Origin of the sequence: Ochrobactrum sp. WV_118_8 (genome assembly GCF_039631535.1) — a bacterium.
In the GTDB taxonomy this organism is placed as follows: domain Bacteria; phylum Pseudomonadota; class Alphaproteobacteria; order Rhizobiales; family Rhizobiaceae; genus Brucella; species Brucella anthropi.
The window spans coordinates 56,111-72,770 of record NZ_JBDIUZ010000003.1; the positions used below are offsets into that span (position 1 = coordinate 56,111).

Here is a 16,660-nt window from a genome sequence, read left to right on the forward strand (position 1 = left end):
GATATTGCAATATAAAGCAAAAGGAAAATGCGGGAATGAATGCCTACAAAATCCTCCTCGCGTCATGTGCCATTTTCGCTACAGGTCTGCCCGCCAAGGCGGAATTGAATCTCTGGCAGCAGAATTTTGTGGGCTGCTCGGTCTCATCTTCACCCTATACAACGCAGGTCCTTTTCAAGGACGCGTCGAAGGTTCGCCCGCTCATGCAAATTGCCGGGATGAACGCATGGGCGGTTCCAACTGCTGATGGCGGCCAGCAAATCGCGCTCACCACACCGGACGGTCTGACGATTTACGGTCGCATCGTCGGCCCGCAGGGTGAAGACATTTCCGCCGCTCTTCTGGCGACCACACCAACCGTCACACCGGAACCTTCGCCGTTCGATCCGCAGTCGCCAGCCACCTCATCAACGACGACCTCTCAGGCTGCCGCTAATGTTATCCGGTCGGTTCCCGGAGTAGGAACCGCCGCGCAGATAGCGGCCGCGGCCGCCGCACCACAAATCGGACAGTCCTCCCCTGCCCCGGTTGAACAACCATCCACGGCAGAGCCGCAACAGGCTGCTTCGGCTGCCCCGTCTGTTGAGAGGCCAGCAAGCAACAATTCGGTCGCTGCATCGGCAGCACCCGCAACGCAAGCCGATCAATCCACGCAGGCCCCTACCGCCGCAACGCCGCCACCAGAGGCTCAGCCGCAACAGCAGGCGCAAACCGCTACCCCTCCGCAACAGCTCGCATCGGTGGGCTCGCAAACCGTTCCAGACGTTCCCAAGGCAGCCAGCATTGAACAGCTTATGCAGCAGGCTCAGGATTTCGCTATGTGGTTCCCTGCCAATAAGCCAAAGCCCGGTTCGCCTCTCGTCTACGTCTTCGTTGATCCCACCTGCCCGCATTGCGCATGGTCGTTCGAGCATCTGAAGCAGCGGATCGATGACAACACGATTGACCTGCGCGTCATCATGGCCCCGATCCTTTCGCCCGAGGCTGCGCAGATCGCGGCTTCAATCATGCATCAGGAGGATATTGCTACGAGCTTGCGTGACCAGCTCGCATCCGTGATCGGATCGGGCAAGCCAGCGCCGAAGGTCGATCCGAAGAACTTCGACAACGCCGTGGTCGCAGCTATGCAACGCAATGTCGATTGGATGCGTCTCAATGGCGTTCCCGGAACCCCATTTTATCTCTATCGCACGAAGGAAGGTGCTCAGTTCGCCTTTGGCGCTCTCAATGATGCACAACTAGCAACCGCTCTCCCCGACGCGCAGCCAGCCGCTACCGCCAACAACGCCGGAACCGCCGCCCAATGAGCCAGAACGCCGATTACGGCCAGATCGAAACAATCCTCATGCGGGCGGACGTTTATCGGACCGCCTATCGTCGCATGAGCATCATCGCCCTTGCCTTGCTTGTCGTCGCCGTGATCGCCGTCCTGGCGGCGGTTAGCCTCGCGTTGACAAGGCCGGAGCCGCGATATTTCGCAACGACAGCCGACGGGCGCATTCAGCCGCTCATACCGCTCGATCAACCACATTTGAGCGCCGCTGAGATAGCGACCTATGCGGCAGAAGCCGTCACCCGGTCCTTTACCTATTCATTCGCCACGTACCAGCAGGATTTTCAGGACGCGCAGCAGTATTTCACCAAGCCGCAAGGCTGGAATTCATTCGTTGATGCTGTTCAGAAATCCGGAACGCTCGAACTTGTGAAAAACCGCCGTCTCAACACGACTGCGATCGCACAACGCGCAGTTATCGTGCGAGAAGGCGTCAATGCCAATGGCGTCTACGAGTGGATCGTTCAGATGCCGGTGCGCGTCACCTATCAGTCTGCATCCGAAGTGACAGGCCAAAATTTGATGGTCACGATCACCCTGCAGCGTTTGCAAAGCTATGAACACCCGCGCGGCGCGGCTATCTCCCGCTTCCTCGCGGCCCCCGGAGGTGCTTGATGAGAATGTTCGCCGGCAATATCGCTTTTCTCCTTGCCTTGAGTGGGTCCGCACTTGCTCAACAGGCTGCACAGCCTGCGCAAACATACACGCCTCCAACGCCAGAGGCCGCCGCCGAACTGCCTGTCCAACAGCCTCAGCAACAAGAGCAGGTATCTCAACCTGCCGACGAGCAGGAAACTCAAGGGCAAGGCCAGCCTGCATACTCCAAATACGGCGAAGCAATGCCCGGACAGGCCGCGCAACGCCAGCCACGACAAGCCCCGAATGTCCCGATCATCGGCGCCCGCCGTCTGATGCAGTCACTTTCCGAACTGGACCGTCCCCTGACGCCAGAAGAGATTACGGCCTATGGCGCAACTGTTCAGTCGTTAATGCCTATGTCTCCGGAAATCATCCGCGATTATCGGCGTAGGGTCGATGAAAGCCAGAAGGCCGCGGCGATGCCGCCAAGCGGTTTCAGAGCCCGGCCAATATCTGATTCCGTGCGTATGTCGCTCAAGTCCAATCAGGCGCTCCAAACCCTGTACACGACGCCAAACACGGTATCGGTAATGGCTTTCTACGACCGCACAGGCAAAGCATGGCCGATTGCCAGCTTTGTCGTTGGTCGAGCCGATTCTTTCCAAGTCTATGCGCTGCAGGAAGGTTCGAACCAGATCGCAGTCACGCCGCTCGTGACGCACGGCTATTCGAACCTGATAATCTCGCTTGTCGAGGAAGATCGCCCGATCGTGATCAATCTCGAGACAAGCGATACCAAGACACATTTCCGCCGTGACATCACCGTTGAGGGGTACGGCCCAAATGCCGCGGTCTCGCCGACGGAAGTTTCCGTTAAAGAGCCGCCTTCCAACGGCACGATGATGGCCTTCGCACAAGGTGCGGATCTTCCAAGATCGGCAATCAAATTGCGGACATCTGACAGCAATGTTGAGGCCTGGCTTCTCGATGGAGCCTATTATCTCCGGACATCTGACACATACACCTCTCCGTCGCCGCAAGCCATGCTGACGGGACCGGGAGGTGTCCATGCCGTGAAAATCAAGCCCTCCCCCGTTGTGCTGATCTCGCGCAATGGCACGATTTCCAGAGTGAGGATTTCCCAATGAGCGACGCAAGCGACGAAAACGCCAAGAATTCGGCCGAGCGCGAGGACGCCGCTCCGGAACTGGCCGGTGCAGCAACCGTCAACCGTTCGAGCCGCAAACGCGGATCACGAGTTCAGACCTACGTCGTAATCGGTTTGCTCGCGTCAGCCGTCGGCTATGTCGGCTACTCCATGTTCAAGCAAAACGACCTTGCACCATCCCGTATTTCGCGTGGCCCCAATGTCGATGCTACGCCAGCCGGACAGCAGCAGGCCGATTCCGAACGGTATCAGCAATCGCTTGATGCGGTTAATCAGCAGGGCGCGCAAACGGCCGATCAAAGCGGGGGCAGCTTCCTCGCTACGCCAGACGAACCGTTGCGCAATATTGACGATATTCGCGACGTCACGAAGGAGCCCTACCCTCGCCAACGTCCGGTGGCTCCTGCCAACGAAGTTCCGACGCAGCGAGTTGAGAATTTCACTCCTGACCGCCGCCAGGCCATGACCCCGGATGACTACAGTGACATCAATACACTTGCCGGTGCGATGGCCGCCCAAGCTGCAAGCCTTGCGTCGCAATGGTCTCCCAAGGGATCAGTTAATACGATCGTTCTCAATCAGACGCTCTACAAGTCGCCCGAACAGCGACAGGCCGAGGCCGAGGCAGCACGACAGGCCGCCCTTTCTGGCAATGGCGGCGTTGTCGACGGCGCAAACATGCTCATCAAAGCCGGTCAGATCCTATTTGCACGCACCGTCAATGCGTCCGACTCCGATACGCCCGGTCCCGTCGTCGCCGAGATATTCCAGAAAGGCCCTCTCTATCGCGCTCGAATGCTCGGGTCATTTCAGCAAAACCGCAACACGAACGCATTGATTGTCGAATTTAGCCGCCTTGTGATGGCAGATGGCACCGAAGTACCGATCTCGGCATATGCCGTTGATGGAGCCAAAGGCTCCATCGCCGTCAAATCAGACGTAGATCATCGGTGGCTTGCCCGCTATGGGCCGCGACTTGCCGGTGCCTTCATTTCCGGCCTTGGCGAAACCATGTCGCGCCCAAGCCAGGAAATCATCATTGGCAATAACTCCACGACTGTCGTTGATCGCGAGACCGAGCTGAAGGACGCGTTATATGCCGGCGCTGGCCGTGTTGGCGATCAGCTCGCCAGCGAAATCGAGGACATGGCCCCGAGTGGACCGCTCGTCAAGCTTGGCAGCGGCTACACCATTGGCGTCCTATTCATGCAGGGCGTACCCAACGTTCAGGCCACGCTTAATTCGGTTGCTACGCGATGAGTGAACAGGAATTCGAAGACGGCAACCGCTTCAAAAGAAAGGTCCATTGGCGCGACTCCATGCGAGAACCCCGTCTCATGATCTTTGATGCCCGCCTGGTCTTCTTTTTCCTGCTTCTGGCGGTCCATCTTGCGGTCTGGACCGCCGTTCTTCTCCTGGCAGCAATGCTTGTGTTCTGGCTCGTTGAAAGGGCTGGATATCGTTTCCCGAGTGCTCTCAGGACGATCAGGGCCACCTTTGCCGGCCATAGGAGGCCGGCGTTCTATCAGAGACGTTATCGCGAAGCCGTAGACTACGGATTCGAATATCGCCGCTCCCCCTCCCCTCCCCCGATACCCGCTCAGAAGGCTCCGGCATTAACGGAGTCCGAACCTGTCGAGACACAGGCGGGCAGACTCCCATTAGCCGCTGAATAAGCGGCTATTTTTTTCTTCGCATTCATTTCCTAATGGCAAATACAAGCAAAACGTTTTCCATAGGCTTTAAATAGGTATACCATAATAAAACCTTTGCGAAACGTAGGAATTGCGTTTACCATCCGTTCATAATCCGATGATAAAACCGATAGTGAAGACATTCGCATGGTTTCGGATGTGTCGACTATCCGAATAGCAACTAGATACGGAAGATGATCGTATGGCTGTCGTTTCCTTCATGACCACCAAAGGCGGCGGTGGAAAAACCACAAGCGCCACGCTTTTTGCGACCGTACTAGCAGAGCAGGGCGCTTCGGTATGCATGATCGACGCCGACCCCAATCAGCCGCTTGTCGGTTGGGCCACAGAGGCGGTTCATCCTAAATCGTTGACGGTGATCGGCGATGTACATGAGGACAACATCATCGAGACGATCGAAGAACAATCCGCCAAGCATATGTTTGTGGTTGTCGATCTCGAAGGCTCGGCAAACCTATCGACCGGCTACGCGCTGACCCAAAGCGATTTGATACTTATCCCGTTGCAGCCGTCCAAACTCGATGCCAACGAAGCGGCCAAAACCCTGAAGTTCATCCTCAGACAGGGAAAAAGCAGTGGGAAGACAATGCCTGCACGAGTATTTTGGGCTCGCACGCCAGCCGCTTATATTACGCGCAGCGCTCGCGATATCGGCTCGCAATTCGAGGAGGCAGGAATCGGCTTTCTCGAAACCAGCTTGATCGAACGAGAAGCCTTCAGGGGCATCTTCAACTACGGCAGGACGCTGGAGAACCTGACCGAAGATCAGGTTCCCTCACTTGAGAAGGCTCGGGCTAACGCCGCCGCGTTCACCGGTGAAATCATCGCCTTGCTGAAGGAGCACCGCACATGAGCACGCACAATATTCGCCTTGATCTGGATGAGTTTAAACCAGAGGCTAAGAAGGCCGATCCTGCTGCAAAGGCGTCCGTGGAAAAGCTTGCCGAGGCAACCGGTTTCAAGACACGCCATGCACCGGAACAGACCCGCAATGAGCCGAAACCTTCCCCGAAACCCGACTCCGTACCTGCACCGGCCGCGCCAGTAGCGCCAGTTGCATCAGAAGGAGAGGGCGAAGCACGTCGCCGTGGTAGAAAACGAACCACCAATCGTAACACTCCTTTTGCCGTGAAGCTGAAGGTCGAGACGAACAACCTGATCTATGAGTTTGCCGACCGCCTGGAATGCAACGCGATTGCCGAGGTCCTGGAACTCGCACTTGGCGCACTTCAGAAAGAACTTGACGAGGGCATAGACCCTCGCGCTCGCGCGGCCGAACAGGCGGCCGCCCAGGGCTAATGCCCGGCGGCCGGGTAGGGGAGGGCTGGCAAGCGTTTGCGAACGCGGTTAGCAGCCCCAGGCTTTCGCGGCGGATCTATGCCCGGCGCGCTGCGCTCGCCGGGCTTCTGATCGCCGCGACGCTCTTCCTAATCCTCCTGCAGGGGCATATCGGGACTGCTATGACGGTTCCGGTCATCATCGTCGGCATGTGCTTTGCAGCCCTGTTCACCGGTCCAGTTGCACAGATAATCGCCGAATGGTCGCGAAACAGGTTCTATACGTCGAGAACCGGTCATTGGATCGTCTTTCCGCTGACCTTGGCTATATCTCCCGTCCTGGCGCCGATCATGCTCGCTGTTTCGACCGTGCAATTCCTAAAGTCGTCGTCTTGAACCAGCCGAAGATCGCGCGGCATAATGACGGCGGTTTCCAAAAAAGGTGTGTGTATATGCTGATTGATGATCGGAACTTGATGCGAATTGCAGGATATGCGGCAGCGGCGGCCTTCCTAGGTGCAGCTTCGCTGGGCTTTCCCAAGCCAGTTTTGAGCTGGTTTGCGCTTTTGGGTGTGGCGATCGTCGCTGCTTTGTTGGTTCGCTCGCCTGAGCTGGTCGATCGGTTGAGATTTCAGGAAGCGTCCAGTATCGTCTTGGTGAGCGCACTTGCAACAGTGATGGGTGAGGGCCTTTGGCTGGAAATTTTTGCCGGTTGATGCGGTTTTTGCGCACAGTTTAGACCGCTGATATTTCATGCAGAATTATGCGATTTGGAACCTAACGGCCGGTTTGCTTGCGTTACTGGATATATGAGTTTCCGTTTTGAGAAGGCGACTAGGGAAGCGTGAGGTATCGCAGGATTGTTTGCGTCTGCCTATGGCACCGCCGCCCTATTCGCCGGCTTTACCGGCTCACCGAACCATCCTCACCGCTCGCCAGCCTTAGCAACGGCGTTTCCGGTCTTTTGCTCCGCAAGCCCGTCACTTGCCTGCTTCGTCAAGGCTCCCGGCACGTCCGTTTCGGCCCATACGGGTGACGACCGGACTGACGCGGCGATGCCATCGCTTCGCTCATGCCATCGCAGAATAAAAGCCGGCCGTAGGCCGTCCTATTCACGTCAACGAGAAAAAGGATGCTCATCATGCATATGAGAAGGCTTGTTCAACTGGCGATGTCCGGCGTCTTGGTTCTTGGCTCGTTCGCTTTCGCTGAAGAACCTGACCGGACCGGACGCTCACAACAGGAACGAGAGGCCGGTACTTCGGACTCCCGGCACTCCAACCCCGAGGAATCGACAGAGCAACCGCCTGTTCTCCCGCCGCCAGCCCCGCCAAGATCGCCCAAATAATCAGGAGCGGAGAGCCGCGTTGCGGCTCTTGCTTGTTTGTCTCGAGGGGGAGAGATCGGCCGCCGGTCTCTCCCCCGCAACAGGCAAAACCGGTTTCCCCGTCCTTCCGCGGGCGAGCTCGCCGGCGTTGCCGGCGAACTCCCCCTTGTGCAGGACCAGGTGCGCGGATTTTGCGCGTCCCGCGCGGATCCTCGCAACCTGTCCCTACGGGCGGGTGATCCCCCTCCGGTTTTGCCTGTTGCCCCCCTCTCTCCGGTCGGATCGCCGACTGCTCGGGAGCAGGAGCCGGGCTCCTGCCCCTCACCGGGACAGGAAGACCGCTTCGCGGATCAGGAGAGAAAACACCATGGCGAAACTCAGCAAAGCACAGCGCAAGGCCCATGCCGAGGCAGAGGCGATCCTGACAAAGGACCGCCTGACCGAGGACGAAAAGGATTTTGTTTTCCAGAACTGGCATGAGGGCGCAAACTTTGAGACCGGCGCGGCTGGCGCATTCTTCACGCCGTGGGACATGGCAGCAGATTTCCAGATCGATACGCGCAGCGGGCGCGTGATCGACCTTTGCGCAGGCATCGGCATTTTGAGCTATTTCATCCATCATCGCAGCCTGTGGGGCGGCGGTAGGGGGGCCGATATCACATGCGTTGAGATCAACCCCCGTTATGTGGAGATCGGGCGCAAACTCTTGCCGGAGGCCCGTTGGATCAATGCCGATGTCTTCGACTGGCGCGAGCTTGATCTAGGCCGGTATGATTGCGCCATAGGGAACCCGCCGTTCGGGAGGGTGAAGCGGCAGGGGAATGGCCCGCGTTATCGCGGTCAGGACTTCGAGCTTCACGTTATCGATATCGCTTCTGAGCTTGCCGACTATGGCGCTTTCATCGTGCCGCAGCAGTCCGCCAGCTTTCGCTATTCCGGAACGCAGCTTTACCAACGTCTTGAGAAGGGGCGCGGCGTCGATTTCGAGCGTCAGACCGGCCTTGAAATGGTGGGCGGCGCAGGTATCGACACGGCTTTTTATCAAGACAAATGGAAGGACGTTGCCCCCCTTTGCGAGATCGTTTGCATTGAATTTGCCGAATGCCGCGAACGCATGAAGGCCGAACGTGACCGGATCGCCGCCCGACCCATGCCGCAAATAATGCGGCAGGCCGAGCAACTGGCCTTGCTGTGAGGGGAGATCGGGCAATGTCGAAAATTAGCATCAGCCTTATCGAAGGCCTGCACCTCACAGCAACCGACAAGCGCCATATCGCGGAAATCCTCCGGCGCGGATGGAGCGAAGGCGTCACCCGTCACCGTCGATATTCCATAACCGAACGGGCAGGAGATACCGCCTGCGTCGTCATCGAGCGAAAGGAATGGAACGACTTTGGACGGCTCGAAATCCGGCGCAGCAAGGTCATGATCCGGATCGGGGGAGGGCAGAGCCATGCGTAAGGGCGAAAGCGTTACGGTTTTCGATACCCCCTCAAATCTAGGGGGTAGTTTCACCGTCTCGATTGCGAGTGAGATCGATTCGGAAACGGTCGAGGTGCGCGTCTGGTACGGGCGCGCAACGCCGAGCGGTTGGGAACCTTGGAAGGATTGGGACGGATACACGTTCCAGACCCGCCGTGACCTACTCATCAATCAGCGCGTCATGCGCTTGCGCAAGCGTTGAGCGAGGAATCCACAATGAGCAGCATCACGATTTTTCAGGCGATGGAGTTTTTCGGGACCGGCGATCCATTCTTCGGCGGGGACGCCGCCGATTGGTGCCTGTACCATCAAGAAGACGGCGGACTAACCTTTGTCGCCAGCCACGAGGCGCAGCGCCGCAATCTGGTCAAAGCCTATTTCGCGACCGAGGCCGAGGCTCAGGCGGCGGGAGCCGCCGCCAGCCGCCGCAAGGGGCGCGTGTCAGCGTTGACCGTCACCACCCGCGCCGAAGTCCCAACCGGTCAAATTCGCTGGCTTGTCGGAAACCGCCATGTTGGAACCGATGATAATGAGCTTTCCGCCGAGTTTCGGAGCAGGGCGGAAGGGGCCGGCGCAGCCGACCCGGATTTAGTCGCGCAGATTGTCGCCTATGCGCTTGCGTGCCATCGGGCCAATCAGGCCCTTTGCATCGCGTGCCGCTTCTGAGGGCACGAATATGAGCGGTATGGGGCACAATGGCGGGCCGTCACTCGATAGCGAGCGGCCCGCAATCGACGGCAAATGCCGCATGTGTCGGCATTGGTGCGCGCCGTCCGAGTCCTGGGAGAGCGAATATCGGCTCTTCAAGATGACCGGCAAAGGGCGGCGCGTGAAGCGACCGAGCGGGACATGCGACCGCGTGTTGATCGGCGGCAAGGTTTCGTTTTCGGCGACGAGCGGCGATTATCGATGCGGAAATTTCGAGGCGAAACCACAGGAAGCGCCAAAGCGCGGCGGTGCTTTCGTCACGATCTGGAAAGGAAATCGCATCATCTGGCAGGGACCGGAGGAAGATCAGCCACCCTCACCTTGTTGGGTCAACGCGCAGGGGGATATCCCGCCGCCGCCCCGGCAATATGTGGTGAAGATGTGAGCAGCCGGGAGGTTGCTCCATATATCAACAATCGCTTATATACGGATGGACGCGGTTTCGGAGCCCTACCGGTTCCTAGCCCCCGCTAACTCAGCCGCGTCCACCCCCCCCATTTTCTTCATTGTTGACCGGCCAAATCACGGAAAAGGCTTGACATTTCTGTAAAATCTGTTTATTACAGAATTTCCAGAAAACGAGGAGATGAAGGCTAAAGCCATGAATGATAGAACAATTTCCTCTGTCGAGTTCGTTCGGCACTTCGGACGCTATCATGATGAGGCCATGCGGGAACCGATTGTTCTCACCAAACATGGCCGTGCTTCCGTGGTCGTTATGCCGGTGGAGCTGTATGAGCGAATGACAAAGGTCACCGAAGATCCTCGAAAGGTTTACCGGACGAGTGAAACCCCGCCCGAGCTGGCTGACATGCTCCTGTCCGAGCTGGACAAGCGCCTAGCTCATGTTTCGGACGAGCCGCAGGATGACTAAGCGGTTCGATGATGGCGAGATCGTGGAGTATGAATATCTGTGGGAGTGGCAGGCGCAGAAAGGCCGCACGAACGCAGAAAAAGGGCGGCCTGTCTGCCTTGCCATGGTCATCAAGGACAGCAAGCAGGGCATAACGCATCTGATCATCTTGCCTATATCGTCGACGCAACCGCGCCCGGATCAGGATGCGTTGGCAATCCCGGCGCTGGAATTGCGCCGTGCCGGTTTGGCCGATTTCAAAGCTGGCTGGATTACAGTCAGCGAGTACAATTATGATGTTCTGGAAAGATCGTTCTATTTCGATCCGAACCAGAAGCCACGAGGCCGGTTCAGCGCCCCTTTCATGGACCAGATTTTGATACGCTTCCGCCGCTATCTGAGAGAAATGCGCGGACGCATCGATAGGACGAAATGATGAGCAAGGCCGGATCACGGATTTTGGAATCAGCAAAGCAGGCGCTCGCCTTTGCGAAGGGCGAGGCCGATGTGACAGAGTTCCGAGTATTCCGCAACGAACAGGAGGACAATATGGCATTAGCCCTCAAGCAAAAGGCCCCGGCCATCACCGCCGATGAAATGGAGCGCCGTCGCAAGATGGTTCGTAGCGCATTTCGTTCGAACGCTATGGAAGGTCTTCGCCCGAACCCGGCATGCCAGCCGGTATTTGACGCGTTCATTGCAGGCGAGATCGAGCTTGACGAGATGATGCCGCGCGTTAAGTCCATTCTCGGCATCCAGTAGGCATGTCGTTTACGCTCGCCGACGGCGAGACCCTTCGAAACAAGATAGGGGCTGAGACACACGAGGCGCTAGAAGCGGCCGAGCACCCGGTTCTTGCGATCCGGCTTCTCGAACTGCGAAGCGGTCGCGGCCCCGAACCCACTTTCGACACGGCCTATCTTCAGGCGCTTCATAAGCACCTGTTTCAGGACGTGTTCGAATGGGCGGGCGAGCTGCGCCATCATCCATTCACTTTCGCTGACGGTACGCAGGCCTCGATGCCTGCCATGCACAAGATTGGCGGTAAGGATTTCGCGATCGGCAACGAGATCGACAGAGGCTTGAGTAGCCTCATGTCGGATCTCGAATCCCGCAACTTCTTGCGTGGCCTTGATCGCGAAACCTTCGCAACGGAAGCGGCCGACGCCTTCGCCCGGATGAATTCCATCCATCCTTTTCGCGAAGGCAACGGCCGGACTCAGCGTGAATTCTTCGCGGCCCTTGCCGAAAGGGCAGGGCATCCGCTCGAATTCGGCGTGATTTCCGACGAACGCATGACGTTCGTCTCAGTCGCCGCCCATGAACGCGGCGACCTGGCGCCCATGCGTCGCATGTTCGCGGAAATCACCGACCCCGATCGCGTGAACGCGCTCGAGGTCGCGCAGCAGGCTATTGAGCGCTTCCGCCCTGTGCAGGCCCCGCACGTCACGGCATGGGACGGTATCTATATGGCGACGACCGAACCGGGGCAGGATTATAGCGGCGTCTTCAGCGGTGCTGCCGGTCGCAACTTCATGATGCAGAGGGATGATGGCGCGATCATCATAGGCAACGTGGTCGATCTGCCGGAGCCGCGCCCGGAATCAGGCGCGCGGCTCTCCTTCACCGCTTCCGATCCTCGCCAACTCCAACCCGCGTATGAGCAGGCACAAGCGCCGCTCATTGCCGCCGTTACCGATTGGCCGCGAAGCATCGATGAGACCGTGGCGGAGAGGATTTCGGCCCGGCCGACCATGCAGGCCGCGAACAGCCGCCTTGAGACGGCGGTTTCGGCAGTCTGGCAAGATCCGCAAGCGGTCCTTGCCGAATTGCGCAACCGCATCGAGGTTGAACGCCGTCCCGTTTCCGAATTTGCGCAGGAAATGCGAACCAATCCGGAGGCTTTCGGCTCGCTCCACGGCAACCGCAGCCTTTTCGGCCGCGATGACGCGGCCCGCGAAAAGGCGCTTGCTGCCGTTCCGCTCGCCGTCGCTGCGCTCCATGATTACGGGCAGGTACGTGGCTCCCTGGCCGTGGACCTTCGTCGCGACGAAGAGCGCTTTCGCACTCTTATGCGCGAGCCGGTCAACGATCTGTCACCCGCTGCCCGCGAGCTGGTCGGCCGGATTGAAAAGACACCCGCCCACGAGCTGGGCGCGGTGCTCGGACAGGGCGACCATAAGCAAGCCTTGACCGAATTGCGCGGCTTTATCGCCAACATTCGTGACCGCTTTGGCGCTCCCGGTTCGCTGGAGCTCGACCGGGACCGCCTTTCGCGTGCGATTCCGAATGCTTCGCCGGAACGACTTGAGGCATTCACGGCGGGCTTTTCGCGCGCGCAGTTCATCGTCTCACGCGCAGAAACCTTCGAGCAGGCCAACACCCTGCAGGCGGCTCACAGCCACCAGCAGGGACATGAGCAGGGCAAGACTTTCGAGATGTAGCAGATGCGGTTGATGCTTTATGCGGCATTTTGCTAAGTATCGCTATTCCCGTCAGCTATAACGAGGTTTCCGCTTATGAAGTTCACCTACATCGCCTTTGCCATGGTCGCCCTTGCTGGCTGCACGGCCGCCCAAAAAAGCCCTTATGACCTGACCGCAGTCTGCCTCACTGACGAAGGAAAACCGGTTTCCAAGGGCATGACCTACAAGGGCAAGACATGCGGCCAGTCGGACATGCCGATCGCTGACGGCAAGCCTACGCCGCTCGTCTGGCGATAAATGGGAGGGGAGGGGACATGAAATCTTGCCTTGTCATCGTAGCCGCCCTCTCGGCGCTCAGTGCCTCGACAGCGATCGCGCAAACCTTCGAGACCGTCGATAGGAGCCCGGCCGGCGATCGTTTCGAGAAATCCGCCAACTTCGACATTCTCGGTATTCACCCCGGCGATACGATAGAGGACGTAAAGACGAAGCTGAAGGCCGAATTTCCGGACGGTCGTGAGCCGGAAGAAACCCGGCTGAAGGGATCGGTATCAACGCCTGAAGGCGCACGCGCCGAGATTGAGTTCGTCAACGAGATCGCTTCTGGAACTAGTGACGGAAAGAATCAGGTCTACGTGAATTTTGCTTCCGAGGTCTACGATAACAGAGCGCTTTCGATTCGTCGTATCGTGGGATTTGAGACCTTTACGACCGCAGACGTTTTCCGAAAGCAAGTTGCCGAGAAATACGGTCAGCCTTCTATTGTCGAAGATGAAGGCGGATTCCTCAAGCTATACTATCTCTACGCGAATGGCCGCTTGGTCTCGGATACCGAAGCTCCCAAAACCAAGGAAAATTGCAATCGCGTCAACGAAGGAAGCCTTTGCGATTTTGTAGAAGTCCAGCGGTCATCCGATAATCGAAACATTGAGATCGCGCAGAAGCCATGCGCAGCATTCTTTCACAGTCAATGGCAGTACTTAGGGAAATATCAGGTTGGGGAGCGAAATTCTGTTATTAAGGATGACCGGTGCGACGGGATCATGGTCGTCAGCATGAGCACATTCCAGCCCGAACTAAACTCGGCAGAATTCACCCTTGTCGATGTCAAGCGGGCCTATGGTCATCAGACCGCCCTGGATGCTGCCATAGAGGCCAAGTTGAAGCAGGGCGTCGATATGGACAAGGTTGCCAAGCCGCGTCTTTGATCTAATTGCACAGGCGCTATAATAGCATGATTGCACCGCCACCTGTATCTGACGCTCCAATTGACGTCGATCACGCATTGAACTTTGCTTTTTTTTCAGGTGCGGTGTTAGCCGTGCTTTTGACGCTGAGCGCTGTTATATGCATCCAATGGCTTCGACGGCTCACGCGATGGATTTGGTGGCTCTATGCACCGCAAGGACGGCGCTCCACCGCGAAACACGAAGCCGGTCACGCCCTTGTTGCATCAGTTCTCGGTGCGGAAATTGTGGGCGTATCTGTTTATCGCAGGGCAGTTGATGGCGACCTAGGATTGTCCGTTCATAGAAATCCATTGATTGCTGCAGATACGCTTGAGGATGTTTGGCAAATGTTGGTCAGAGAAATAGCCGTCTGTTTGGCCGGGGGAATGGCAGAGCGGAAATGGTCAAACATTGATGCTGTAGCTTACTCAATGGGAGCGTCGAAGGATTTGGCGGGTGTTGTCACGTTAAGTTTCTCTGGCCGGAAAGGCCAGGGGCTCGTAGATATTCAGGCGAAACAGGCCGCAATTTTCCATGCATCGAAAGCTTCGAGGCGATGGTAGCGAATTGTGTGTGCGGCTCGGCGACGAGATGGAACAGAGAAACAATTGCGGGTCGCTGAGTGCATGGAGACGAACCGTTGCAACGCTCCAGGTGACCGATGACCTTGCATGGTTCGCTCCCGATTCCTAAACGGCAGATGGCTATTTTCAGCCCGATTATTGAGGCCCTTGTGCGACCAATGGCCAAGGCCGGGTGCCACTTCTGCCTTTGCTGCACCGTAGGAGCGGAGCTTATCGGTGATGATCCGTTTGGGAGCAAAGCCATAGCGCTTCATTAACGCCACGAGCAGTCGCTTTGCCGCCCTTTTATCACGCCGCTTCTGCAAGATTTCTTCGAGAACGGAGCCATGTTGATCAACCGCACGCCAAAGCCAGAATTTTTCTCCAGCGCATTTGACGACCACTTCGTCCAAATACCAAATATCGCCGGGGCGCGCCTGACGCCGCCGCAAGTTGCGTGTGATCTGGGGGCCGAACTTGGCGATCCAACGACGAACTGTCTCGTATGATACGTCGATTCCACGCTCAAGCAGCATTTCCTCAACTTCACGCAGACTAAGGTTGAACCGCAGATAAAGCCACACCGCATGAGCAATAATCTGTGGCGGAAAACGGTGACGCTTGAAGATGATATCTGATGTCTGCATCGCCAAAATTTACGCCCAAACCGTCAGGCAGGCAACTGTAGCCCAGTTAACGTGACAACACCTCGCCTCGCGCCGCGCCACGACGCGATCGTCAAGCACCTGATCTATCCGGTGCCCGATCCGGAACTGCCCTTTCTCGGCATTCACCTCACGCGCATGATCGGCGGCTATGTTACTGTCGGGCCGAACGCCGTATTGTCGTTGGCGCGGGAGGGATACAGCAAGACGTCGTTCAATCCGCGCGACGTGGCAGCGCTGGCGTCCTTCCCCGGTTTCTGGCGCACGTTGGCCCAGAATTTGTCTTCGGGGCTGACTGAGATGGCGAATTCGGTGTTTCGCCAGCGCTACCTCAAGGCCTGCCAACGCTATTGCCCTTCGCTGGACATCGACGACCTGCAGCCTCACCCTCCGGGGGTCCGCGCCCAGGCGGTGATGCGCGACGGAACGCTGGTCCACGATTTCCTGATCCTCAACACGGCGCGGACGATCCATATCTGCAACGCGCCGTCACCCGCAGCGACCTCGGCTATGCCGATCGCCGAGCACGTGCGCATGTTGGCCGCAGACACCTTTAAGCTGAGGGGCAGCGCCAAAGCGCCGGTCTGACAAAGCCATACGAGTCAAGGAGAAAGAGAAGCATGAGCGACAGCCAATGGCAGGCCGATCCGCTGGTCTGGGGCCACGGTCCCCGCATCGTCGAAATGTTCCTGGAGCCGACTTGCCCGTTTTCGGCCAAGGCTTTCGCGAAGCTGGAGCCACTGCTCGAAAAGGCCGGCGAAGATCGCGTTACGGTGAAGATCCGCATCCAGTCGCAGCCCTGGCACCTGTTTTCCGGAATCGTCACCCGGGCGATCCTCGCCGCCTCGACCGGACCGGGTGGCCGCGAGGCGGCAAGGACGGTCATGAAGGCGGTCTTTGCCCGTCGCGAGGAATTCGAGTTCGAACATCACTGCTCCGGGCCTAATCTCGCCAGCACGCCGCGGCAATTGATCGCCCGGATCGAAGCACATAGCGGGATCGCGGTGGCCGAGCCCTTTCTCATTCCCGATCTCGATTGCGAGATGAAGTGGCACGCCAGATATGCGCGACAGAACGGCATCCATGTTAGCCCGACATTCATGGTTGACGGCCTCGTTCAGCCACAGATGAGCAGCGGTGATCCGGTCGAAAACTGGATTGCGGCGATCGGTCTCGTCTAGTTCGAACAGCATGGAACTGCCGAACTGCCTCTACTGCTCGCGCTCAGCAACCGGCATGCCAGCGATCGAAGGTCTGCCTCGGAATGCCGAGCTTGTCGAATGTCTGCCTGGCCGATAGGTGCAGGAACGCGATCGCGCCTTTCCACCGCCGACA

23 protein-coding genes and 1 pseudogene are annotated in these 16,660 nt (G+C 58.0%); 23 read left to right on the forward strand and 1 reads right to left on the reverse strand.

Annotation, left to right across the window (positions count from 1 at the left end; all coding sequences use genetic code 11):
- Positions 1–35: 35 nt before the first annotated feature.
- From ABDF71_RS24450 to ABDF71_RS24550, 21 genes are all read left to right on the forward strand, one after another.
- Positions 36–1,307: a thioredoxin domain-containing protein gene (locus tag ABDF71_RS24450; protein ID WP_240579681.1), complete on the forward strand. Its 1,272-nt coding sequence runs from the start codon at positions 36–38 to the stop codon at positions 1,305–1,307.
- Complete coding sequence (locus tag ABDF71_RS24455; RefSeq protein ID WP_100560336.1) at positions 1,304–1,948, forward strand: type IVB secretion system apparatus protein IcmL/DotI; 645 nt, start codon at positions 1,304–1,306, stop codon at positions 1,946–1,948. Before ABDF71_RS24450 ends, ABDF71_RS24455 begins: the two co-directional genes overlap by 4 nt.
- The gene (locus tag ABDF71_RS24460) at positions 1,948–3,060 is read left to right on the forward strand and encodes a DotH/IcmK family type IV secretion protein (RefSeq protein WP_198513220.1); all 1,113 of its coding nucleotides are present in this window, start codon (positions 1,948–1,950) and stop codon (positions 3,058–3,060) included. Before ABDF71_RS24455 ends, ABDF71_RS24460 begins: the two co-directional genes overlap by 1 nt.
- On the forward strand, positions 3,057–4,340 hold the full coding sequence (locus ABDF71_RS24465) for a TrbI/VirB10 family protein (RefSeq protein ID WP_240579680.1): 1,284 nt from the start codon (positions 3,057–3,059) through the stop codon (positions 4,338–4,340). Before ABDF71_RS24460 ends, ABDF71_RS24465 begins: the two co-directional genes overlap by 4 nt.
- Positions 4,341–4,417: 77 nt before the next feature.
- Complete coding sequence (icmT, locus tag ABDF71_RS24470; RefSeq protein WP_240579700.1) at positions 4,418–4,756, forward strand: IcmT/TraK family protein; 339 nt, start codon at positions 4,418–4,420, stop codon at positions 4,754–4,756.
- 220 nt (positions 4,757–4,976) lie between these two features.
- Entirely contained in the window at positions 4,977–5,648 is a 672-nt protein-coding gene (locus tag ABDF71_RS24475; RefSeq protein WP_100560340.1) for an AAA family ATPase, read from the forward strand.
- The gene (locus ABDF71_RS24480; RefSeq protein ID WP_113397795.1) at positions 5,645–6,094 is read left to right on the forward strand and encodes a hypothetical protein; all 450 of its coding nucleotides are present in this window, start codon (positions 5,645–5,647) and stop codon (positions 6,092–6,094) included. The genes ABDF71_RS24475 and ABDF71_RS24480 overlap by 4 nt, the downstream gene beginning before the upstream one ends.
- Positions 6,094–6,468 (forward strand): hypothetical protein, encoded by a 375-nt coding sequence (locus tag ABDF71_RS24485; RefSeq protein ID WP_240579678.1) that lies wholly within the window; start codon positions 6,094–6,096, stop codon positions 6,466–6,468. The genes ABDF71_RS24480 and ABDF71_RS24485 overlap by 1 nt, the downstream gene beginning before the upstream one ends.
- 56 nt (positions 6,469–6,524) lie before the next feature.
- Positions 6,525–6,788, forward strand: a complete 264-nt coding sequence (locus ABDF71_RS24490) for a hypothetical protein (RefSeq protein ID WP_240579677.1) — start codon at positions 6,525–6,527, stop codon at positions 6,786–6,788.
- 978 nt (positions 6,789–7,766) lie between these two features.
- The gene (locus ABDF71_RS24495; RefSeq protein WP_240579676.1) at positions 7,767–8,594 is read left to right on the forward strand and encodes a class I SAM-dependent methyltransferase; all 828 of its coding nucleotides are present in this window, start codon (positions 7,767–7,769) and stop codon (positions 8,592–8,594) included.
- A gap of 14 nt (positions 8,595–8,608) precedes the next feature.
- Positions 8,609–8,860: a hypothetical protein gene (locus ABDF71_RS24500; RefSeq protein WP_240579675.1), complete on the forward strand. Its 252-nt coding sequence runs from the start codon at positions 8,609–8,611 to the stop codon at positions 8,858–8,860.
- A complete protein-coding gene (locus ABDF71_RS24505; RefSeq protein ID WP_240579674.1) occupies positions 8,853–9,083 on the forward strand; it encodes a hypothetical protein in 231 nt (76 codons plus the stop codon). The genes ABDF71_RS24500 and ABDF71_RS24505 overlap by 8 nt, the downstream gene beginning before the upstream one ends.
- A 14-nt stretch (positions 9,084–9,097) precedes the next feature.
- Entirely contained in the window at positions 9,098–9,547 is a 450-nt protein-coding gene (locus tag ABDF71_RS24510) for a hypothetical protein (RefSeq protein ID WP_240579673.1), read from the forward strand.
- Positions 9,548–9,557: 10 nt separating this feature from the next.
- On the forward strand, positions 9,558–9,974 hold the full coding sequence (locus ABDF71_RS24515; RefSeq protein WP_240579672.1) for a hypothetical protein: 417 nt from the start codon (positions 9,558–9,560) through the stop codon (positions 9,972–9,974).
- A 216-nt stretch (positions 9,975–10,190) separates the two neighbouring features.
- Positions 10,191–10,463 (forward strand): type II toxin-antitoxin system Phd/YefM family antitoxin, encoded by a 273-nt coding sequence (locus ABDF71_RS24520; RefSeq protein WP_151591840.1) that lies wholly within the window; start codon positions 10,191–10,193, stop codon positions 10,461–10,463.
- The gene (locus ABDF71_RS24525) at positions 10,456–10,878 is read left to right on the forward strand and encodes a hypothetical protein (protein WP_240579671.1); all 423 of its coding nucleotides are present in this window, start codon (positions 10,456–10,458) and stop codon (positions 10,876–10,878) included. Before ABDF71_RS24520 ends, ABDF71_RS24525 begins: the two co-directional genes overlap by 8 nt.
- A 23-nt stretch (positions 10,879–10,901) precedes the next feature.
- Positions 10,902–11,204 carry an antitoxin VbhA family protein gene (locus ABDF71_RS24530; RefSeq protein ID WP_240579670.1) on the forward strand — a complete coding sequence of 101 codons (303 nt, stop codon included), beginning with the start codon at positions 10,902–10,904 and terminating at the stop codon, positions 11,202–11,204.
- Positions 11,205–11,206: 2 nt separating this feature from the next.
- Positions 11,207–12,886, forward strand: a complete 1,680-nt coding sequence (locus tag ABDF71_RS24535) for a Fic/DOC family protein (protein ID WP_240579669.1) — start codon at positions 11,207–11,209, stop codon at positions 12,884–12,886.
- Between the two features lie 75 nt (positions 12,887–12,961).
- A complete protein-coding gene (locus ABDF71_RS24540; protein WP_113439536.1) occupies positions 12,962–13,165 on the forward strand; it encodes a hypothetical protein in 204 nt (67 codons plus the stop codon).
- 17 nt (positions 13,166–13,182) lie between these two features.
- Positions 13,183–14,076 carry a hypothetical protein gene (locus ABDF71_RS24545; protein ID WP_100560367.1) on the forward strand — a complete coding sequence of 298 codons (894 nt, stop codon included), beginning with the start codon at positions 13,183–13,185 and terminating at the stop codon, positions 14,074–14,076.
- A 26-nt stretch (positions 14,077–14,102) separates the two neighbouring features.
- Entirely contained in the window at positions 14,103–14,660 is a 558-nt protein-coding gene (locus tag ABDF71_RS24550) for a M41 family metallopeptidase (protein ID WP_240579668.1), read from the forward strand.
- Here the strand turns inward: ABDF71_RS24550 and ABDF71_RS24555 are convergent.
- A complete protein-coding gene (locus tag ABDF71_RS24555) occupies positions 14,606–15,307 on the reverse strand; it encodes an IS6 family transposase (protein WP_240579667.1) in 702 nt (233 codons plus the stop codon). The genes ABDF71_RS24550 and ABDF71_RS24555 overlap by 55 nt on opposite strands.
- A gap of 87 nt (positions 15,308–15,394) precedes the next feature.
- On the opposite strand from ABDF71_RS24555, the pseudogene ABDF71_RS24560 reads away from it, so the two are divergent.
- Both ABDF71_RS24560 and ABDF71_RS24565 read left to right on the forward strand, forming a co-directional pair.
- Positions 15,395–15,913: pseudogene (locus ABDF71_RS24560) on the forward strand (FAD dependent oxidoreductase family protein); the annotation flags it as partial.
- Between the two features lie 32 nt (positions 15,914–15,945).
- Positions 15,946–16,506: a DsbA family protein gene (locus ABDF71_RS24565; protein WP_500061829.1), complete on the forward strand. Its 561-nt coding sequence runs from the start codon at positions 15,946–15,948 to the stop codon at positions 16,504–16,506.
- Positions 16,507–16,660 lie beyond the last annotated feature (154 nt).

Coding starts and splice junctions, on each gene's coding strand:
- ABDF71_RS24565 (WP_500061829.1), top strand. CDS start 15,946: ATGAGCGACAGCCAATGGCAGGCCGATCCGCTGGTCTGGGGCCACGGT.
- ABDF71_RS24485 (WP_240579678.1), top strand. CDS start 6,094: ATGCCCGGCGGCCGGGTAGGGGAGGGCTGGCAAGCGTTTGCGAACGCG.
- ABDF71_RS24510 (WP_240579673.1), top strand. CDS start 9,098: ATGAGCAGCATCACGATTTTTCAGGCGATGGAGTTTTTCGGGACCGGC.
- ABDF71_RS24540 (WP_113439536.1), top strand. CDS start 12,962: ATGAAGTTCACCTACATCGCCTTTGCCATGGTCGCCCTTGCTGGCTGC.
- ABDF71_RS24550 (WP_240579668.1), top strand. CDS start 14,103: ATGATTGCACCGCCACCTGTATCTGACGCTCCAATTGACGTCGATCAC.
- ABDF71_RS24500 (WP_240579675.1), top strand. CDS start 8,609: ATGTCGAAAATTAGCATCAGCCTTATCGAAGGCCTGCACCTCACAGCA.
- ABDF71_RS24490 (WP_240579677.1), top strand. CDS start 6,525: ATGCTGATTGATGATCGGAACTTGATGCGAATTGCAGGATATGCGGCA.
- ABDF71_RS24460 (WP_198513220.1), top strand. CDS start 1,948: ATGAGAATGTTCGCCGGCAATATCGCTTTTCTCCTTGCCTTGAGTGGG.
- ABDF71_RS24505 (WP_240579674.1), top strand. CDS start 8,853: ATGCGTAAGGGCGAAAGCGTTACGGTTTTCGATACCCCCTCAAATCTA.
- ABDF71_RS24450 (WP_240579681.1), top strand. CDS start 36: ATGAATGCCTACAAAATCCTCCTCGCGTCATGTGCCATTTTCGCTACA.
- ABDF71_RS24465 (WP_240579680.1), top strand. CDS start 3,057: ATGAGCGACGCAAGCGACGAAAACGCCAAGAATTCGGCCGAGCGCGAG.
- ABDF71_RS24520 (WP_151591840.1), top strand. CDS start 10,191: ATGAATGATAGAACAATTTCCTCTGTCGAGTTCGTTCGGCACTTCGGA.
- ABDF71_RS24495 (WP_240579676.1), top strand. CDS start 7,767: ATGGCGAAACTCAGCAAAGCACAGCGCAAGGCCCATGCCGAGGCAGAG.
- ABDF71_RS24455 (WP_100560336.1), top strand. CDS start 1,304: ATGAGCCAGAACGCCGATTACGGCCAGATCGAAACAATCCTCATGCGG.
- ABDF71_RS24515 (WP_240579672.1), top strand. CDS start 9,558: ATGAGCGGTATGGGGCACAATGGCGGGCCGTCACTCGATAGCGAGCGG.
- ABDF71_RS24545 (WP_100560367.1), top strand. CDS start 13,183: ATGAAATCTTGCCTTGTCATCGTAGCCGCCCTCTCGGCGCTCAGTGCC.
- icmT (WP_240579700.1), top strand. CDS start 4,418: ATGATCTTTGATGCCCGCCTGGTCTTCTTTTTCCTGCTTCTGGCGGTC.
- ABDF71_RS24555 (WP_240579667.1), bottom strand. CDS start 15,307: ATGCAGACATCAGATATCATCTTCAAGCGTCACCGTTTTCCGCCACAG.
- ABDF71_RS24535 (WP_240579669.1), top strand. CDS start 11,207: ATGTCGTTTACGCTCGCCGACGGCGAGACCCTTCGAAACAAGATAGGG.
- ABDF71_RS24475 (WP_100560340.1), top strand. CDS start 4,977: ATGGCTGTCGTTTCCTTCATGACCACCAAAGGCGGCGGTGGAAAAACC.
- ABDF71_RS24480 (WP_113397795.1), top strand. CDS start 5,645: ATGAGCACGCACAATATTCGCCTTGATCTGGATGAGTTTAAACCAGAG.
- ABDF71_RS24525 (WP_240579671.1), top strand. CDS start 10,456: ATGACTAAGCGGTTCGATGATGGCGAGATCGTGGAGTATGAATATCTG.